The sequence below is a fragment of the Alkalibacter mobilis genome (genome assembly GCF_015594845.1).
Taxonomy (GTDB): domain Bacteria; phylum Bacillota; class Clostridia; order Eubacteriales; family Alkalibacteraceae; genus Alkalibacter; species Alkalibacter mobilis.
Window position 1 is genome coordinate 83187 of sequence record NZ_JADNRK010000005.1, and the last position, 16799, is coordinate 99985.

A 16799-nucleotide genomic window follows, 5' to 3' on the forward strand; every position below is an offset into this window, starting at 1 on the left:
ATATCCTCCCCGATTTTTATTATTTTTTTAATTCACTAATTCTTTTTTCAATGAAAGCGTCGATTTCCGCTTTGACCTTCTCGTCCAGTGCCGGTGGTGTATAATTTTCAAGAACATCCTGCCATCTTTGAGTTGCTCTCGCATTTGCATCCAATTCGCCATTCTCCCAACCGTCATAAGACTGTCTGTCGCTTAATTGAGGTCTGAAGAATTCTACTTTGAAGTTCTTTCTCGTGTGTTTCTGAGTCAGGTAATGTCCACCCGGTCCAACAGCCTTGATTACGTCAAATGCAAGTTTTTCCTCGGTGAAATCCATTCCTCTAATGTATCTTCCAACCATTCCGGCGATTTCATCATCGACCATAAATTTCTCATAAGACATGGCCATGTAATACTGAAGGATACCAGCGGAGTGCAACACAAAATTTATTCCTGTTGTTGAAGCTCCCAGCAAAGTCATCATCGATTCGTAACCAGCTTGCGTATCAGCGATTTTTGAATCTGTCAATCCGCCGCCCCCACGACTTGGAACTCCGTAGAACCTTGCCATTTGTGCGCTTGCAGATGTAAACAATGAACATTCGGGGTTCCCTATGGAAAGTGAACCTGAAGCCATGTCAGTAATAGCTGATGTTGAACCGTATATGACTGGTGTTCCCGGATTTATGCACTGAGTCAAAGTTATTCCTGCCAAAACTTCGGAGTTTTGAACTGACAGAGCGCCAGCCAGGCTGGCAGGTCCTGTAGATCCGGACATTACCAATGAAGCAATGACCATAGGCTGTCCGTATTCTGCATAAGCCATCAATCCACCCAGCATCCTGTCGTCAAACTTCAGCGGTGTGACTGAATTTACAAGGCAGCTAAGCGCTGGTTTTTCTTTTATCACGTCTAATCCGCCGTGAAGGATGGCTGTTAGTTCAATTACATCTTTTGCCTTTTCATAACCAGACGAACTTCCCATAAAACATTTGTCGGAATTCGTAATGTGACTGTACAACATTTTAAGATGTCTGATCTCGTCAGGAACGTCTTGTGGTTCAACTACGTTACCTCCAGTCATGTGAAGGTTTTTACTTGCCCCTGCAAGCTTCACAAAGTTGTCGTAGTCATTTAATGTTGCGTTTCTTCTCTTTCCGTTGGCATCGTGAATAAACGGCGCTCCATAGCCTGGCATGTAAATAGTATTTTCTCCACCGCAAACCAGGTTGTTTTCAGGATTTCTTGCATGAAGAACGAACTGAGCCGGTGCCTTGGCAACCATTTCCTCTACAAATTTTCTGTCGAAAAATACTCTGTGTCCTTCTACCTTCTGGCCGTTTTTCTTGAATACCTCTACAGCCGGATCGTATGAAAATTCTACACCGACCTCCTCCATGATCTTCATGGTATTTTCATGAATTGCCTGAACCTGTTCTTCAGTCAAAATATTGAATTTTGGCAACAAATTTAACACCTCTTTCTTATTTTTTATGATCTATCAATCATTTGTTATTCCAATTTTGATTTTTTATAATCCTCGTCCAAACCTTTGATTATACTGTAACACATTCCAAGCATTACCAGCATGAACGGGAATGCCGCTGCTATAGAAGCAGTCTGAAGCACCTTGAGTGCAGCAGTTCCTCCGATCAGGATCAATACTATGGTCAATGCTCCTTGTGCCAATCCCCATCCACCTCTTAGCTGTTTGCTTGGATCCATGTCTCCGCCGGAAGTCAACATTGCAAGAACATAAGTAGCGGAGTTGGCCGCTCCGATGAAGCATACAACGATAAGTATTATGGACAAAGGTCCTGTTAATGCATAAAGTGGAAGTTGTTCCAAAGTAGCAAATAATGCAGTTGTGTAGTCAACATTTATAGCAGCCTGGATGGCTCCACCTGAAAGACTGTCTAAATGGAATGCGGCTCCTCCATAGATGCCTAACCAAATCAACGAAAAACCTGCCGGCAACAGTGATACTGCTATCAAAAATTCTCTGATGGTTCTGCCTTTTGATACACGGGCTACAAATTGTCCTACGAAAGGAACCCAAGCTATCCACCAAGCCCAGTAGAATATGGTCCATCCGCCGACCCATCCCAGATTTCCCATCCAGAAAGTCTGACCGATAAAGTTTTGGAAATATTCTCCCAGACCGTTGACAAAATTATTCAGTATTGGCACCATTCCTCCGAAAAGGAATATGAAAATCATGAATCCAACTGACAACCAAATTTTTAAATTTGCAGTCATCTGCATGGCTTTGTGCAAGCCCGAGACAGTAGCCAGTGTAAATAGAACTGTTATTACTGCTATTATCAAGGATATTGTCAAAGGAGTCGATTCGATCCCCCAAAGATATTCAAGACCAGTAGCAATTTGGCTCGAACCCAATCCCAAGCTCGTTGCAACCCCGAATATTGTTGCAAATACTGACAGAATGTCTATGGTTTTTCCTATTGGTCCATGTATTCTTTCACCTATTATTGGATAAAAAGATGAACTGATCAAAAATGGCAAACCTCTTCTAAATTGGAAGTAGGCCAATGCCAAACCACCTATTGCAAATATTACCCAAGGATGTATCCCCCAGTGGAAGAAAGTAACTCTCATTGCTGTAGCCATGGCTTCAGCTGTTCCACCTTCACCTATTGGTGGTGAAAGATAATGCATCATGGGTTCTGCTACAGACCAGAACACCAAGCCGATTCCCATTCCACCACCAAATAGCATGGCGAACCATTGGAAATTTGTAAATTCAGGTTTGTCGTCATCCTTGCCCAACTTGATTTTGCCGTATCTGCTCATTGCGATCCCCAACACGACTACAATGAATATAGCAACAGAGAACAGGTACAGCCAGCCAAATTGATTGGTAAGGAATGCAAACACTGCATTAACAACTGTGTTCATCTGGGTTGGCAGAGCCAAACTGGCCGCCACGAACAGTAAGGTTATTATTCCGGATACATACAATACTGTTTTGCTTGAAGATTTTTCTGAGTTTTTCATAAAAGAACTCCCTTCATATTATTAAATTTTAAAATATCTTTAAAAGCGGATGTTCTTGCGTTCCCAACTTGGTTCCAGTCAGTTTATTTGAATAAGCGATGATTCCATCAGTTGTGGCTACTGCACTGTATACCCATGGTGCGTTGGCTATAGGACCGTATAGTATGAAATCTCCACCTTGTGTTATAGGATATGTGAAAACCGATCCGCCTGCTACTTGGAAATAAGGTGATCCTTTTTCTCTCATCTTCTTCCACAAGTACAACGCGTTTGAAGGAGCACAACCTCCCGGATATCCGTATTGTTCTTTAATATCGTAGATCGCCTTTGTAGTCCAGCTGCTGCTGGCAACGTCCAGTACGCCCGGATCTATCAAAAATTTATCCACTCCGGCTCTTTTGGCTGCGTTCAACAATCCTTCTGATTTTCCGTCGTTACCTGTCAACAAATCAACTCTTTTGTTGGGTTTTAGATGTTTTTTACTGAATGCCAACAACACTGCTGCTGTGACGCCGCTGTCTTTGATAGCCTGCAACTCGTCTTCAGAATAGTTTTCTTCGATCGAATTGTAAATGATTCTGTCTATTACTGCAGGATCATTAGCAAAATTTTTAAGTGCTCCCATTCTTACTTCAGGACTTGGGCTGTCAAACAAGATAGGGGTATCGGTGTGTTTAAGCACAAATTCTGCGTGTCTTGTCAGTGCTTCTACTGTATCTCCCAAAACATCAACTATTCTAGGATTTCCCGTTTCTGCACTTAGCTCCGCTTCTTTGTCTAAAAGTCTCTTAGCCTCGTCCTCATCAAATATGCCTTTTTCTGAATCTTTGACTATTTTGTGTCCCCTGTAAAATATGCTTCCGATCAAAACTGAAGGATATTCTCCAGGTTGACCTCCAACCTTGACTCCTGCAATGTCGTAAACGTGCTGATCTGCTGTAAATCTAAACATAATCTCTCTCCTTTAAATTTATTTTCTATATGTTGTTAATTTGGCCTGACTTTACTGTTGCGATTTGCAAATAATTCCATGGAAAGTATTTCTTCCACAATGGTATCTTCCCTGTTCGTTTCTTCTTCAAGAAAAGATTCCCCCACCAGAGGTTTTAATATTTCTTCGATTTCCATTATGATTTCTCCTGCGTATACGATGTCCCCCACAAAGTAGCTTCCGCTTTCGAATTTTTCAGCAACTCCCTTTATTCCCTTTTTACATGCTTGTATCACCTTTTGGACCTCCTGCGATCCAGGTCTCATCTCTGCAAAATCCTCTATGGTCCTTATAAGTTTATCTTCTTCCAGTGATTCGATCATTTTGGTTATACTTTTTAGATAATCCGTATTTGCTTCAGCGCCATTCATGATTTCCCTCCCATCATCACCTCCGCGTATTTGTATTGTTTATTGTTATTACAACTTCTTTTGACATTTACTATGATACTATCTTTGATTTTGATTGTCTGTAGACGATTACAACACTCTCAGGTAATATTTTGCACAAATTTATGCAAAAAATATAAAAAAGCCAAATCAGATTACAACTTTAGGTAATTTTTTTACCTTTCTCAATCTGTTTTGACTTTTACTCTTTTTAGTTCTCTGTGAGCCTTTTTACTAAATCAATGGTATCAAACAAATGATTTCCAAATCCATCCGCACCAATGGACTCTGCAAATTCGATGGTTACAGGCCCGCCGCCAACTATAACTTTGACCTTGTCTCTCAGCCCTGCCTCCTTCAATTTTGCCACCACCGACTGTTGTTCTGAAACCGTTGTTGTAAGCAATGCCGACAAGGCAAGTATGTCCGGTTTGTGCACCTTTACAGCCTCTACAAAAGTGCTGGCAGGAACGTCTATACCCAAGTCAATAATGTTGTATCCCTGACTCTCCAGAAACATCGATATCATATTCTTGCCAATGTCATGAAGATCGCCGGCCACTGTACCAATGACGATCAATCCCTTATCAAAAAATTTGCTTTGTTCCAGGTTTGCCTTTATTATGTATAGACTGGCGTGCATAGCCCTGGATGACATCAATACATCCGGTATAAAAAGCTCGCCGGCCCTAAATCTTTGACCTATCCCAACCATGGGCGACAATAAACCTTCCTCGATGATCTTTTCGGGATCTATACCCTGCAACAAGGCCATTGTAGTTTTCTCTTTCGTCCTTTGTGCATCCCCCTGGATTATGCCCTTTTGAATCTCTATTATAATATTTTCCATTGGATCCCGCCTTTATCAAACTATGGTTCTATATTGGGTCGGTGACATGCCTTCTTTTTTCTTGAATACCTTGGAAAAATAGCTGGCATCGCTGTAACCCAGCTTTTTTGCAATATAATCGATCTGAAATTCAGGATTTTTAAGCATCTTCTTTGCGTGCTCCAGTTTGACCATGGCTAGATAATCGGTTATTGTTATCCCTTGATTTTCCCTGAAAACCCTGCTTACGTAGCTGGGACTTAAATAAACTGAAGAAGCAATATCTTCCAAAGTCAGGTTCTGATCGTAGTTTGATCTTATGAATGCCTTGATATTTCTGATGATCATCTTGTTTTTACTGTATGTATTGGATTTGATTTCTGAAATGAACCCTTCGAGCATGTTCTCGGCTCCAAGATTTATCTCTTTCATGGTTTCGAGGCCATTCACCTTTTGGAGAAACTCAGTGCTGATTTCCAGGGTTGCGTCCATATCCGCTCCGCCTTCGATGAAAGCTCGCGAGAGAATTACACCCAATTCAAGGACCCTTGCCTTGTAAACACCTATTTTTGCCCCGCTGTTAATAAAAATCTCTCTCAGCAAACTCCTGAAAAGATCCATGATGTTCAGGTCTCCAATTTTTATTTTGCCCGTCAATTCCCTCTCTTTGTCCAACAGGTGGTTTGAACATTGTGCACTTAATTGCTCTTCCAAATACTTTCTGTTGCCGATCTCTTGATTTAGAAGGGTCTTTTGTTTGTCCATCTCTTCCTGGTGCTTGAGATTTTTCCATCCTGAATCCATAATATAGTTGGCTGTCATGTGCAAAAGGTCGGCAGCCCCTTGTACCTTTTCTCCTGAAACCACCTTAAGTTCTTTGGCCGCATCGAACAAGGCACCAAAATCGTCTATTATATTTTTGTTCATTTCTCTCAATTCGATCCAGAAAAACTCTTCGGGCTCCCACATCAGGACCTGACCGCAGATTATTGATCCTAAATGCTTGTTGTCGATCACTATCGGTGCCGCCCATTCTATAAGGCCTGCGGGACATCTGAAAATATACGGTTCTCCGAAAATTGCTGCCTGTTTGCCTGCCCTGGAGTACGCGCCCCTGCATCTATTGACACCTTTTTCCCTTTGTTTTTCCCAAATCATTTTGCAAAACTGACAATTCTTCTGGGCATCTTTTTTGGAAAAAATCGACCTGCCCTCAACGTCAACTATATTGGCAGTCAACCCCGTAGCTTTGGTGAAAGCATCCAAAATATTTTTTAAAAAGTCTTTATCTACGATTTCAAGCAGTTGTTTTCTGTTATTTTCCATAAGCCCCTCCCCATGGTATTTGAAACTTGCATATAATTCGACCAACAGCTCACATATTATATATATACTTTTTATTATAAGTTTCGCAATCGTCTATTTTGTATTTTAGGTAAAATTTTGCTTTTTGTCAAATTGTTATATAAGATCATCTATTTGCAAATAACCTTTTGAGTTATGATATCAGAATATATTTCCATGTCTTTCGCTTGGATCACCTTGACTACTTCAGTCAAAGGATCCGCTCCTGGATCAAATTTTAATAGAAGATTTTCATATTTATTCATGTACTCTGGGTTGTATGATACATTTGGGTAACCCTCGAATATTGCCACGTAAAATATGTCTGATTCCACCATGTCCTGGAAGAAATGACTTCCGTAAGAAAGTTCGGGCATGAATCCACCTATGTTGTATGAAAGTTCGCATATGGCTTTAACATTGCTTATTTCCGCAAAACTGACGGGTACACCCAAGGTGGGCGTGGTCGTTCCCCATCTTCCGGGCCCCATTATCATTACGATTTTATCTTTCAGCGCATTGTTGATAGTACCAATAGTCCTTGCAACGGAATATTTTCCCTGGTTGCCAAGTTCCATATAGCCTTTCGGATCCACGTGAACTATGTAATCCAAGGGCAGTCGGACGTTACCACCCATAAAGTTTCCTTTTATGTCGAACAGACACTGGCTCTTATCCGTAATTTCCGGCATCTCCACCGGATCTCCCGGTCCTTTGGTCTGTAATGGTCTGCATTGAACCAAGTTTATTCTATAGCCACCCTTTTGATCGAAATTGGCGGTAAATTCTATGTCCACGGGATAATCGTACAAAGTTTCAAGAGTTGTCAGCATATCTCTCATTTTCACGGGAAAATCCGACTCCTTCAACAACTTGTCAAATCCGAGAATATAGTTTCTTCTGTTTTTAAATCCCAATTCCTTCATCTTCTGGTTTGTTTTATAATCCGGCTTGGCGAACATACTTTTGTCGGTCCCCAAGTCCTTTTCAATAACATCCTCAAGAGTTTTTTCGGTCAGGATATTTTCTTTAAGATCAAGCAGATCTACCATTCTTTGGGAAAACTTGGACTCGTCCTCGTAGTCTAAAAGTGGGGACTGTTCCGGTCTGTCCAATGATATTATCCTTGGATAATCCCCCATGATCCTGTCCACGGCTCTGGTTCCCAATCCAAATACAAGCCTCAGCATTCCGGCATTTCTGTCGATACTGTCGTCCCAAACATAAAGATTGGAAGAGTTTCCGACACCTGCTATATGCGGAAAGAAGTAATCTTCGTGGTAATCTCCGGATACCCGCTGTACCAGTATTGCCATCTGTTCGTCCTTGTCAAACAATCCCCTTTTCAGCCTGTATGCAAGCGCTTCTTCTTTCATTGTGCTGGCATATATCCTCTTGACAGCATTTTCAAAGGCTTTATATCTTTCCTCGGGCGAACCTTGATTAACACAGAATACACTTTCATATTTGCCGGCAAACGCATTTCCAAAGTCATCCTCCAGTAATGAACTGCTTCGAACGATTATCGGTGATTGTCCGAAATACTCCAGCATCTGCTGAAATTGCTCCCGGATAACTTCCGGAAAGCTCCCTTCCAGCATTTTTTCCTTCAATATCTTTGCATACTCAAAATATCCAGACATCTTCTTTTGATTTCTCCTTAACTTCCACCATCCATTTTGAACTATGTAGGTGTAGAAGATGTCAGAGCCCAGATAAAATGAGTCGTGTTGCTCAAGAACTTTATCAAAATCATATTCCTGTCTTGTTTCCAGTATCTTCCTTGCTAAAAGCATTCCTACCGATTTGCCTCCTATGAAGCCTGTTCCGATCTGGCGTGTCTGCAAATTCAACAAATCAGCCAATGTCATATATTTTTTCACCATTTCGTTGATCCTGTCACTTCTTCCGATGATCAAGCCAATTATCAGATCCTTCATTTTATCCTGTTCTTCCTCAGACAGAAAAAGACTGTCTCTTGCCTCTTCAAACAGGTTGTTCCAATGGTCTTTTCTTTCAGGTTGTATGCCTGTAAATGAAAATATCTCCGCCAAGTCCGCACTGGCTGTAACGGGAGTAAATTCCGTCATCGTGGACTTGTGGGGTATGAACATGGTAGATGAGTATCTTTCCCAAACCTTGAGAGGGTGCACATAATAATTGTTTTTTATGTGATAGAGATCAAATAAAACCTGTGTGGTTTCTCTGATTCGGGCTATTGTCGAATATGTATGGCGGTTCCTGAGAAGGGCGAAATATGCAACAGTCTCCAGTTCGAAAAGATACGGACAAGTGATCTTGAAAAAGTTTCCAATCATCAGGTCAGAATGCCAAAATTGCAGCAGTTCGCTCAAACAGTCGAATATGTAAAACACCTCTTTACCTTCACTGGTGATTATGTCGTAAACCTGAGTCCCGAATGACTCGAACCCTTGATCCGGGTCCAAATCATACCATACTACATCAACATTGTTGTCGATGAGAGGCTCATGTTGACCAAAGTGCATGTATACGACTCTTCTTCCCTCCTTAAGGGATCTTTTTAAAAATGGAGCCACATATCCTTTGTAATCATAAATGGAATCCACTTGCCACACCACATTGTCACCCATTCGCAACATGCCTATAGCCTCGTCAAAACCTGTGATTCCAGTACTGACCTTGTTGTATGCCTTTGCCATAATTTCCCTCCATTCGGATCCAAATTCTCAGTACTCCTATATTTCCTATTTTATCAGAATATACTGAAAATTAAAATTCATAAAAAACAGCAGCCTTCATTTATGATATGATGGCTGCTTGATTTGTATTTATATTTGATTTAATGCCTTGTCCAAGTCCTCGATGAGGTCATCCACATTTTCAATTCCCACAGATAACCTGATCATATCAGGTCTGACACCGGCCCTTATTTGTTCTTCTTCGGTAAGTTGCGAATGAGTAGTGCTTGCAGGATGTATCACAAGAGATTTGGCGTCAGCAACATTGGCAAGCATTGAGAAAAGACTCAACCCGTTGATAAATTTTTTACCTTCTTCCGTTCCACCCTTGATTCCAAATGTAAATATGGAACCTACTCCTTTTTTGAAATATTTTTTACACAATTCGTTGTATTTGTTGTCTTTCAATTCCGGATAATTCACCCAGGATACTTTGGAATGACCATTTAAAAATGCTACTATCTTTCTGGTGTTTTCAACATGCCTTTCTACTCTGAGCGACAATGTCTCCAAACCTTGAAGAAGAAGAAATGCGTTAAATGGACTTATTGATGCTCCGGTGTCTCTCAACAACTGAACCCTGCATTTTACTATGTATGCCGCTGGTCCAAATGTCTCTGTGTAACTCACTCCATTGTATGTAGGATCAGGATTTGTTATCTCTTCAAATTTGTCATTCATGGTCCAGTCAAATTTTCCGGAATCAATGATCACTCCACCAATAGAAGTTCCATGACCGCCTATAAACTTGGTTGCTGAGTGAACTACTATGTCTGCACCATGATCGATTGGCCTGATCAGGTAAGGGGAACCAAAAGTATTGTCTACTATCAGGGGAATCCCGTTTTCATGGGCTATTTTGGCAACCTGCTCCAAATCTATTAGATTTATCCCTGGATTTCCAATTGTTTCAATATAAATTGCTTTTGTATTTTGATCTATTCCCTTTTGAAAATTTTCCGTTTCATCCGGATCCACAAAGTTGACTTTTACTCCCATTTTCGGCAAAGTGTTTGCAAAAAGAGAGTAAGTACCCCCGTAGAGCGTGCTTGCAGCAACAATATTGTCTCCTGCCTTGGCAATATTCAGCACTGCATAAGTTATAGCTGCGGACCCTGAAGCAACAGCCAATGCAGCAATACCGCCCTCAAGAGCCGCCATTCGTTTTTCAAAAACATCCGTAGTCGGATTCATTATCCGGGTATATATGTTCCCTGGCTGTTTTAGCGCAAACAGGTCTGCTGCATGTTCTGCACTGTCAAAAACGTATGATGTGGTTTGATAAATCGGCACGGCCCTTGAACCGGTCGTAGGGTCAGGTTCCTGTCCTCCGTGAACCTGCAGTGTTTCAAATTTGTAATCTTTGTTGCTCATGACTTCACACTCCTTTTCGGATTAATTTTTAAGATAAACTTTCCAGATCGAACGGTGTTTCCTGATAGACGTAATAATTCAGCCAGTTGCAAAAAAGGAGGTTCGCATGACCTCTCCATCTGACCACCGGATCTCTTCCGGGATCATCATCAGGATAATAGTTGACGGGCACTTTTATATTCAAGCCTTGAGAAATGTCTCTATCGTACTCGCTTTTAAGGGTATCCCCATCATATTCTGCATGACCTGTTACAAACACCTGCTTGTTATCCCTGCTTCTTACAAGATAAACTCCGGCAATATCAGACTCTGAAAGGATCTCAAGTTCGGAAATCCTTTCAATGTCGGATTTTCTTACTTCCGTATACCTTGAATGTGGCGCATAAAATTCATCATCGAATCCCCTTAAAAGCATTGTTGTATTGTTTGTTGGATGATGGGAAAAGATACCGAACATTTTATCCTTCAGCGGATATTTTTTAATGCCGTAATGGTGGTAAAGTCCTGCCTGGGCAGCCCAGCAAATATGCAATGTTGAAAATACATGGTTTTTGCTCCAATCCATTATCTCGGTAAGTTCCTCCCAATAGTCCACATCTTCATATTCCAACTTTTCAACAGGTGCACCGGTTATTATCATTCCATCATATTTCTTTTGTCTGATTTCATCAAATGTTTTGTAAAATGTTTCAAGGTGATCTGCAGATGTATTTTTCGACACGTATGTCCTGGTCTTGAGAAGGTCCACTTCCACTTGCAATGGAGTATTTCCCAACAAACGCATCAACTGGGTCTCAGTGATGATTTTGGTGGGCATCAGATTCAGAATTATTATTTTTAATGGTCTGATGTCCTGGTGGGCAGCTCTTTCCTCTCCCATCACAAATATATTTTCCTTGGCCAGCATATCGATGGCAGGCAAGTTGTCGGGTATTTTAATAGGCATAAAATCACTCCTCGATTATTTTGTCGTGCACTAAACAAATTATTCATATCGAAAAAGTAAGATATGAAATGTATTATAACACCAAGTATTAATTTTGAAAAGAAAAAAATAAATATATAAAGAAAAAACCGGGAAAATTATTCCCCGGGTAATTTCTGGTTACTCTCCCAGCAAAATGCTGTGATCCACAAGAGTCATTTCTTTTATGTGGCCCTTTACAGTTTTTCTTTCACCAAAAATATTTTCCAAGAAAACCTCTGTGTCGCTAGGAATTATCTTGTCTACCGACTCCATCACTAAAGTTTTTTCTCCATCAGCGCCCAATACGTAAACATTAGATTCGCACATTTTATTTTCCTCCCATAATATCTTTTAAAATTTTAATACAATAATCTATATAGTGAGGTAAAGGCTCGTTGACCGCACCCGCTATATAAATGTCGCATTTATTCAAAGGTACAAATATTTTTTTAGCCTTGCTCTTTGCTATGGCAGAAGCCATCTTGTCAGTCAATTCGCCGGTCATGGAATCAGGAACTAATATAGCTATGCTTCCCATAATTACATCCACATTTCCAGAATTGACCACTATGGCATTTTCTCCCGTGCCGCCTTCATTGGCTCCAGCCTTCAACATTGCCGCAGTTGCCAAAGCATTGGTTCCAAGTGCAATTACATGTGCATCCTGACCAAATTCCTGTCTAATCTTGTCAATAATGACCCGGCCTATTCCGCCGCCTTGTCCATCGATCACAGCTATCTTCATTTATGTAAACACCGCCAAACATTGATATTTTAATACATTATATCACATACTTCAGTTATTTTGCCCCTGTAAAATCAGCGGTCTTTCCAGGCTGCATTTTTCAAGCAACTCGTCATTTACCATTATATCTTTTGTTCTTCCATCTGCTACGACCGTACCCTGATTCATAACTATGGTTCTGTCGCAAACATCCAAAGCCATGTCCAAATCGTGGGTGGCAATTATTTTTGTGTGTGCAAACTCTTTCAAAATCCCTATAAGTCTTCTACGACTTTTTGGATCTAATGCTGCTGTGGGTTCATCCATGAGAAGTATATCGGGATCCAAAGATAACGCAGTTGCTATTGAGACAGCTCTTTTTTCTCCGCCGCTAAGCTTGTAAGGCGGCCTGTCCTTCAAGTGCAGTGCATCTACTTTTTTCAACGCCCCAATCACACGCGCGTCCACTTCTTCTTCGTTAAGTTTGTAATTTCTGGGTCCGAATGCCACATCCTCGTACACCGAATTCATAAAAAGCTGGTCATCCGCATTTTGAAAAGTCATTCCTATCTTCTGCCTAAGCAAGGGAAGTGTTTCTTTTGACAAATGAGTGTCTCCAATTATTATCTCTCCCTTTTGAGGCATCAATATACCCACCATCAAACTTAAAAGAGTTGATTTTCCAGCTCCATTTGCCCCTACTAATGCCACTGACTCACCGTGAGTTATGTTTATACTAAATCCATTTACCGCTTTTTTCCCGTCAGGATACATATAATCCAAATCTTTTATATCGATTTTATGATGACTCATAATTTCCTCCAGTTCATATTAATAAATCTAAAATCATGGTGATCACAGACAAACGGATAATTAAAAATCCTGCAAGGGCTATCAAAAGGAACAAATACGAACCTATTCCGGTGACGAAAGCTGTACCCATGCGAAAATCGCCGTCAAATCCGCGTAAAATCATGGCATCATAAACCCTTATACCTCTGTCATATGTTCTCAGCAACAGCTGTCCCAAAAGCGGGCCCCAAACATCGTGTCTGATCCCTTTCTGACCCGGTGCCCTGAGTTTGTACGCAGTCCAAATGCTTGCGGCCTCTTCCATTAAAACTGAAATATATCTATAGGTCAAAAGTATCAGCACAACAAATATTTTCGGCATCTTTAGGATCCTCATGCTGTGAGCAATATTTTCAATGCCCGTAGTTCCTACGAGTATTATGGCTGAAGAAACGGTCAAAACACCTTTAACTATCAAAGTCAGGAAAGAAATCCAGCCACCCGATATTCCGATCCCCAAAAAATATGTCATAATATCTCGGTCAAACACCGGATTAAATATTCCGACCCCCATTACAAAAGGCATTGCTACAACCACTCTTTTAATAAGTTCCTTAGCGGGCATTTCCGCCAAGCTCAACATGATCAATGGATAGGCTGACATTGCAATAACTCCGCCCAACTGATACTTCCCGAAGGAAACTACCAGGAGAATATAGATCAAAGTCACTATCAACTTGATGGTCGGGCTTAGTCGGTGCATCAAGGTTTTCTTTCTCGAAAACTCATCCAGATATCTAATTTTATATAAAGCACCGGTTATATTTGACATTTGAAATCTCCCGTTTGTTAAGATTTTATTCTCTTAAATACAGATATCAGTTTCCCGACTCCAAGAGCCAATACCATGGTAATTATACCACCGGTCACCCCGGAGAATGAAGTTCCGGAATTTCCCGCGCCTTCCGATGTTTCTTTAAATCCGTAATCCGGTAAAAAAGCTGTCTTTTCCTGAATTCTTGCGAAAAACTCGTTTACCGGGTTTGATCCTTCCAATTCTTCAGTTCCCGTGGTATTGAATATTGCCCATTCCAAACCGTCCGGATTTTCAGAAGCAAACCATGAAAGAAAGCCGCCTACAACTACGGTAGCTATCAGCACACCTACAATAACCTTTCTGATATCGATGTTTTTAAGCGGCTTTCTCTCGTTTGCGTGAGTTATGATCTCCGGTCTGGCATTCCAAACAAAAGACACTACAGCCGCAGTTATCAAACCTTCCACCAAGCCTATGGCCAGATGTATAGGTTGCATGAGCAATAAAAATGAAGTAAATGGCAGTTCAGTCTTTCCTGAAAAGAATGTTTGTAAAACAACGCTGAACGCTCCCAGTTGCAATGCTACAACTACCGATATGACCGATGCTGCGATCAGCCTCCCCCTGGTGTATTTGTTTGAGATTATTTTTTTGTAGATAAGCGGATATGCAACGTAGCAGGTGAAAAAACCCAAATTGAAAATGTTTGCCCCCAAAGCGAGCAAACCACCATCGGCAAAGAACAATGCTTGTATCAACAGTACCGATGCCATGGTCAAAAACCCTGCATGCCCCCCCAGTAAAATAGCCAATAACATTCCACCGCCAATATGACCACTGGAACCAGTTGCCGGTATGGTAAAGTTTATCATCTGGGAAGCAAATACAAACGCCCCCATGACTCCCATCAACGGGATCTTCCTGTCATCTAGATCTGTCTTTAGCTTATTTGCCGAATAAGCTGCTCCCCCCGAGGCTGCAGCCCACATGGCGCCACCCACCGCAGGTGATAATAAAGCGTCTGCCATATGCATTATCAACATCTCCTTTGATTAAATAATAAAAAACTCATGAAGACATACCCAAATAGGCCTCTTCATGAGTCTGGTTTCAAAACATTTCATTTAACGCAACTAAGATCTTCTTGATCTCTCTATACAAAATATAACACTTCGCTATTTATTTGTCAATGATTTTGATTTCGCTTTAATCGTACATCCCAAATGACGTGGGCAACTTGCAGCCATTACTAAAATATGCTATTCCCAAGTCAGGAAGTACCGCCAAATCTTCGGCATTAAAATAGTTGCTGATGTTTTGGTCGAAAAGGATGTTTGCTTCTGGTCCGAATTCGTCATCTCCAAGCCAACAGATAAACGTCATTGGAACATGGTCCACGATCATGAATTCCCTTCCGTCATCTCCAGTTTTAGTTTTTCTAAATTTATTTGGATCCGCAAATCTGAATAAATCTTTGTTTTCTTGAAATTTTTCAGCCAACTTGTCCAAGGTTCTTTTTTTAAAATTGGGATAATAAATTTGACCATCGGGTATTTCTTTGTAGGTTATGCACTTTTCTTCCAATGGTACATGCACCCCATTTCCCAGAAATCTCAAAACCAATATTCCGATCACGTATGAATCGACAACATCACCCGACTGATCACGAATGATCCCATCAGGCCAGCTGACTTTATATTTTTCTCCCATTATATGTATTTCAAATTCATTCTTGTCCGCATCATAGGGAACATGCAGTCTTTTTTCGATTTCCGACGGATCTCTCCTGCTGAAATTTTTTAAGGCATATTCAAAGGGAACCCTTCCCTGTCTGTCATCCATAAAATTTCCCCTTTACGTACTCTTTTCTACATAGTATAATTTTTTTGACAAAAATTCAACATAATAAGAAATTTTCATGTTTAAAAAGTATAAACTTCGGGTAAAAAAAAATTCATGGTGCTGCTGGGAGGTATTTAAAAAAGATGAAAGAAGTAAAACTATATACCTGGAGCTATTGCCCTTACTGTAAAAGAGCGATTGCCCTCTTGGACAAAAAGAAAATAGACTATGTAGAAATCGGTATTGACGGAGATTCTCAAAAATTTAACGAACTGTCTTTAAAAACGGGTCACAAGTCCGTACCGTTCGTTTTTATCAACAATGAATTCATCGGAGGCTTTGCAGAATTGAAAGCCTTGAATAACTCTTCAGCGCTGGATAAAATCCTGGGGAAATGATATAATTTCATCACGATTAAAAATCAAGACAACTGAAATCACTTAGGAGGTATTTTAATGAAAGACTTAAAAGGCACACAAACAGAAAAAAATCTATGGACAGCTTTTGCAGGCGAATCTCAGGCTAGAAACAAATACGATTACTTTGCCAGCGTTGCAAAAAAAGAAGGCTATGAACAAATAAAGGCGTTCTTTGAGGAAACGGCCGGCAACGAAAAAGAACATGCCAAATTGTGGTTCAAGTATTTAAAAGGCATCTCCACAACGGAAAACAATCTGGCTGCTGCCGCTGAAGGTGAAAATTACGAGTGGACAGACATGTACAAGGAATTTGCTGAAACTGCCAAAGCAGAAGGTTTTGACGAATTAGCAGAAAAATTTGAAGGAGTTGCAAAAGTCGAAAAACTCCATGAAGAAAGGTACCTAAAACTTTTAGCCAATATTAAAAGCAATACTGTCTTTAATAAACCTGAAGAACAAGTATGGGTTTGCCGAAACTGTGGTCACGTTCATACAGGAAGCTCCGCACCGGACGAATGTCCTGTTTGCGATCATCCTCAGGCCCACTTTGAGCTTAGATGCACTAATTATTAAAAAAAAGCGCCCAGGCGCTTT

Annotated in this window: 17 protein-coding genes; 2 read left to right on the forward strand and 15 right to left on the reverse strand. The window is 40.7% G+C overall.

What is annotated here, in order from left to right:
* Positions 1–19: 19 nt before the first annotated feature.
* The 15 genes from mtgB to IWB18_RS04515 all read right to left on the reverse strand — a co-directional run bounded on the left by mtgB (position 20) and on the right by IWB18_RS04515 (position 15786).
* Positions 20–1456 (reverse strand): glycine betaine--corrinoid protein methyltransferase, encoded by a 1437-nt coding sequence (gene mtgB / locus IWB18_RS04445; RefSeq protein WP_195682403.1) that lies wholly within the window; start codon positions 1454–1456, stop codon positions 20–22.
* 35 nt (positions 1457–1491) lie between these two features.
* Complete coding sequence (locus tag IWB18_RS04450) at positions 1492–2997, reverse strand: glycine betaine uptake BCCT transporter (RefSeq protein ID WP_195682404.1); 1506 nt, start codon at positions 2995–2997, stop codon at positions 1492–1494.
* Between the two features lie 28 nt (positions 2998–3025).
* Positions 3026–3949: a [methyl-Co(III) glycine betaine-specific corrinoid protein]--tetrahydrofolate methyltransferase MtgA gene (mtgA, locus tag IWB18_RS04455; RefSeq protein ID WP_195682405.1), complete on the reverse strand. Its 924-nt coding sequence runs from the start codon at positions 3947–3949 to the stop codon at positions 3026–3028.
* A gap of 35 nt (positions 3950–3984) precedes the next feature.
* Positions 3985–4359, reverse strand: a complete 375-nt coding sequence (locus tag IWB18_RS04460; RefSeq protein WP_195682406.1) for a B12-binding domain-containing protein — start codon at positions 4357–4359, stop codon at positions 3985–3987.
* Positions 4360–4588: 229 nt separating this feature from the next.
* Positions 4589–5227 carry a glycine betaine-specific corrinoid protein MtgC gene (gene mtgC / locus IWB18_RS04465; protein ID WP_195682407.1) on the reverse strand — a complete coding sequence of 213 codons (639 nt, stop codon included), beginning with the start codon at positions 5225–5227 and terminating at the stop codon, positions 4589–4591.
* A gap of 15 nt (positions 5228–5242) precedes the next feature.
* Positions 5243–6532: a PocR ligand-binding domain-containing protein gene (locus IWB18_RS04470; protein ID WP_195682408.1), complete on the reverse strand. Its 1290-nt coding sequence runs from the start codon at positions 6530–6532 to the stop codon at positions 5243–5245.
* Between the two features lie 149 nt (positions 6533–6681).
* Positions 6682–9231, reverse strand: a complete 2550-nt coding sequence (locus IWB18_RS04475) for a PEP/pyruvate-binding domain-containing protein (protein WP_195682409.1) — start codon at positions 9229–9231, stop codon at positions 6682–6684.
* Positions 9232–9360: 129 nt separating this feature from the next.
* Positions 9361–10644 carry an O-acetylhomoserine aminocarboxypropyltransferase/cysteine synthase family protein gene (locus IWB18_RS04480; RefSeq protein WP_195682410.1) on the reverse strand — a complete coding sequence of 428 codons (1284 nt, stop codon included), beginning with the start codon at positions 10642–10644 and terminating at the stop codon, positions 9361–9363.
* A 28-nt stretch (positions 10645–10672) separates the two neighbouring features.
* Positions 10673–11590: a homoserine O-acetyltransferase MetA gene (metA, locus tag IWB18_RS04485; protein ID WP_195682411.1), complete on the reverse strand. Its 918-nt coding sequence runs from the start codon at positions 11588–11590 to the stop codon at positions 10673–10675.
* A gap of 159 nt (positions 11591–11749) precedes the next feature.
* A complete protein-coding gene (locus tag IWB18_RS04490; protein WP_195682412.1) occupies positions 11750–11938 on the reverse strand; it encodes a CooT family nickel-binding protein in 189 nt (62 codons plus the stop codon).
* Between the two features lies 1 nt (position 11939).
* The gene (locus tag IWB18_RS04495) at positions 11940–12356 is read right to left on the reverse strand and encodes a DUF3842 family protein (RefSeq protein ID WP_195682413.1); all 417 of its coding nucleotides are present in this window, start codon (positions 12354–12356) and stop codon (positions 11940–11942) included.
* 51 nt (positions 12357–12407) lie between these two features.
* Positions 12408–13148: an energy-coupling factor ABC transporter ATP-binding protein gene (locus tag IWB18_RS04500; RefSeq protein ID WP_195682414.1), complete on the reverse strand. Its 741-nt coding sequence runs from the start codon at positions 13146–13148 to the stop codon at positions 12408–12410.
* Positions 13149–13161: 13 nt separating this feature from the next.
* The gene (gene cbiQ / locus IWB18_RS04505) at positions 13162–13959 is read right to left on the reverse strand and encodes a cobalt ECF transporter T component CbiQ (protein ID WP_195682415.1); all 798 of its coding nucleotides are present in this window, start codon (positions 13957–13959) and stop codon (positions 13162–13164) included.
* A 17-nt stretch (positions 13960–13976) separates the two neighbouring features.
* On the reverse strand, positions 13977–14978 hold the full coding sequence (locus IWB18_RS04510; protein ID WP_195682416.1) for an energy-coupling factor ABC transporter permease: 1002 nt from the start codon (positions 14976–14978) through the stop codon (positions 13977–13979).
* A 172-nt stretch (positions 14979–15150) separates the two neighbouring features.
* On the reverse strand, positions 15151–15786 hold the full coding sequence (locus IWB18_RS04515; RefSeq protein ID WP_195682417.1) for a DUF3786 domain-containing protein: 636 nt from the start codon (positions 15784–15786) through the stop codon (positions 15151–15153).
* 143 nt (positions 15787–15929) lie between these two features.
* Between IWB18_RS04515 and IWB18_RS04520 the strand changes: the two genes are divergently transcribed.
* Both IWB18_RS04520 and rbr read left to right on the forward strand, forming a co-directional pair.
* Positions 15930–16184, forward strand: coding sequence for a glutaredoxin domain-containing protein (locus tag IWB18_RS04520; protein WP_195682418.1), 255 nt, complete (start codon positions 15930–15932; stop codon positions 16182–16184).
* A gap of 57 nt (positions 16185–16241) precedes the next feature.
* Entirely contained in the window at positions 16242–16778 is a 537-nt protein-coding gene (gene rbr, locus IWB18_RS04525; RefSeq protein ID WP_195682419.1) for a rubrerythrin, read from the forward strand.
* The last annotated feature ends 21 nt before the right edge of the window (positions 16779–16799 follow it).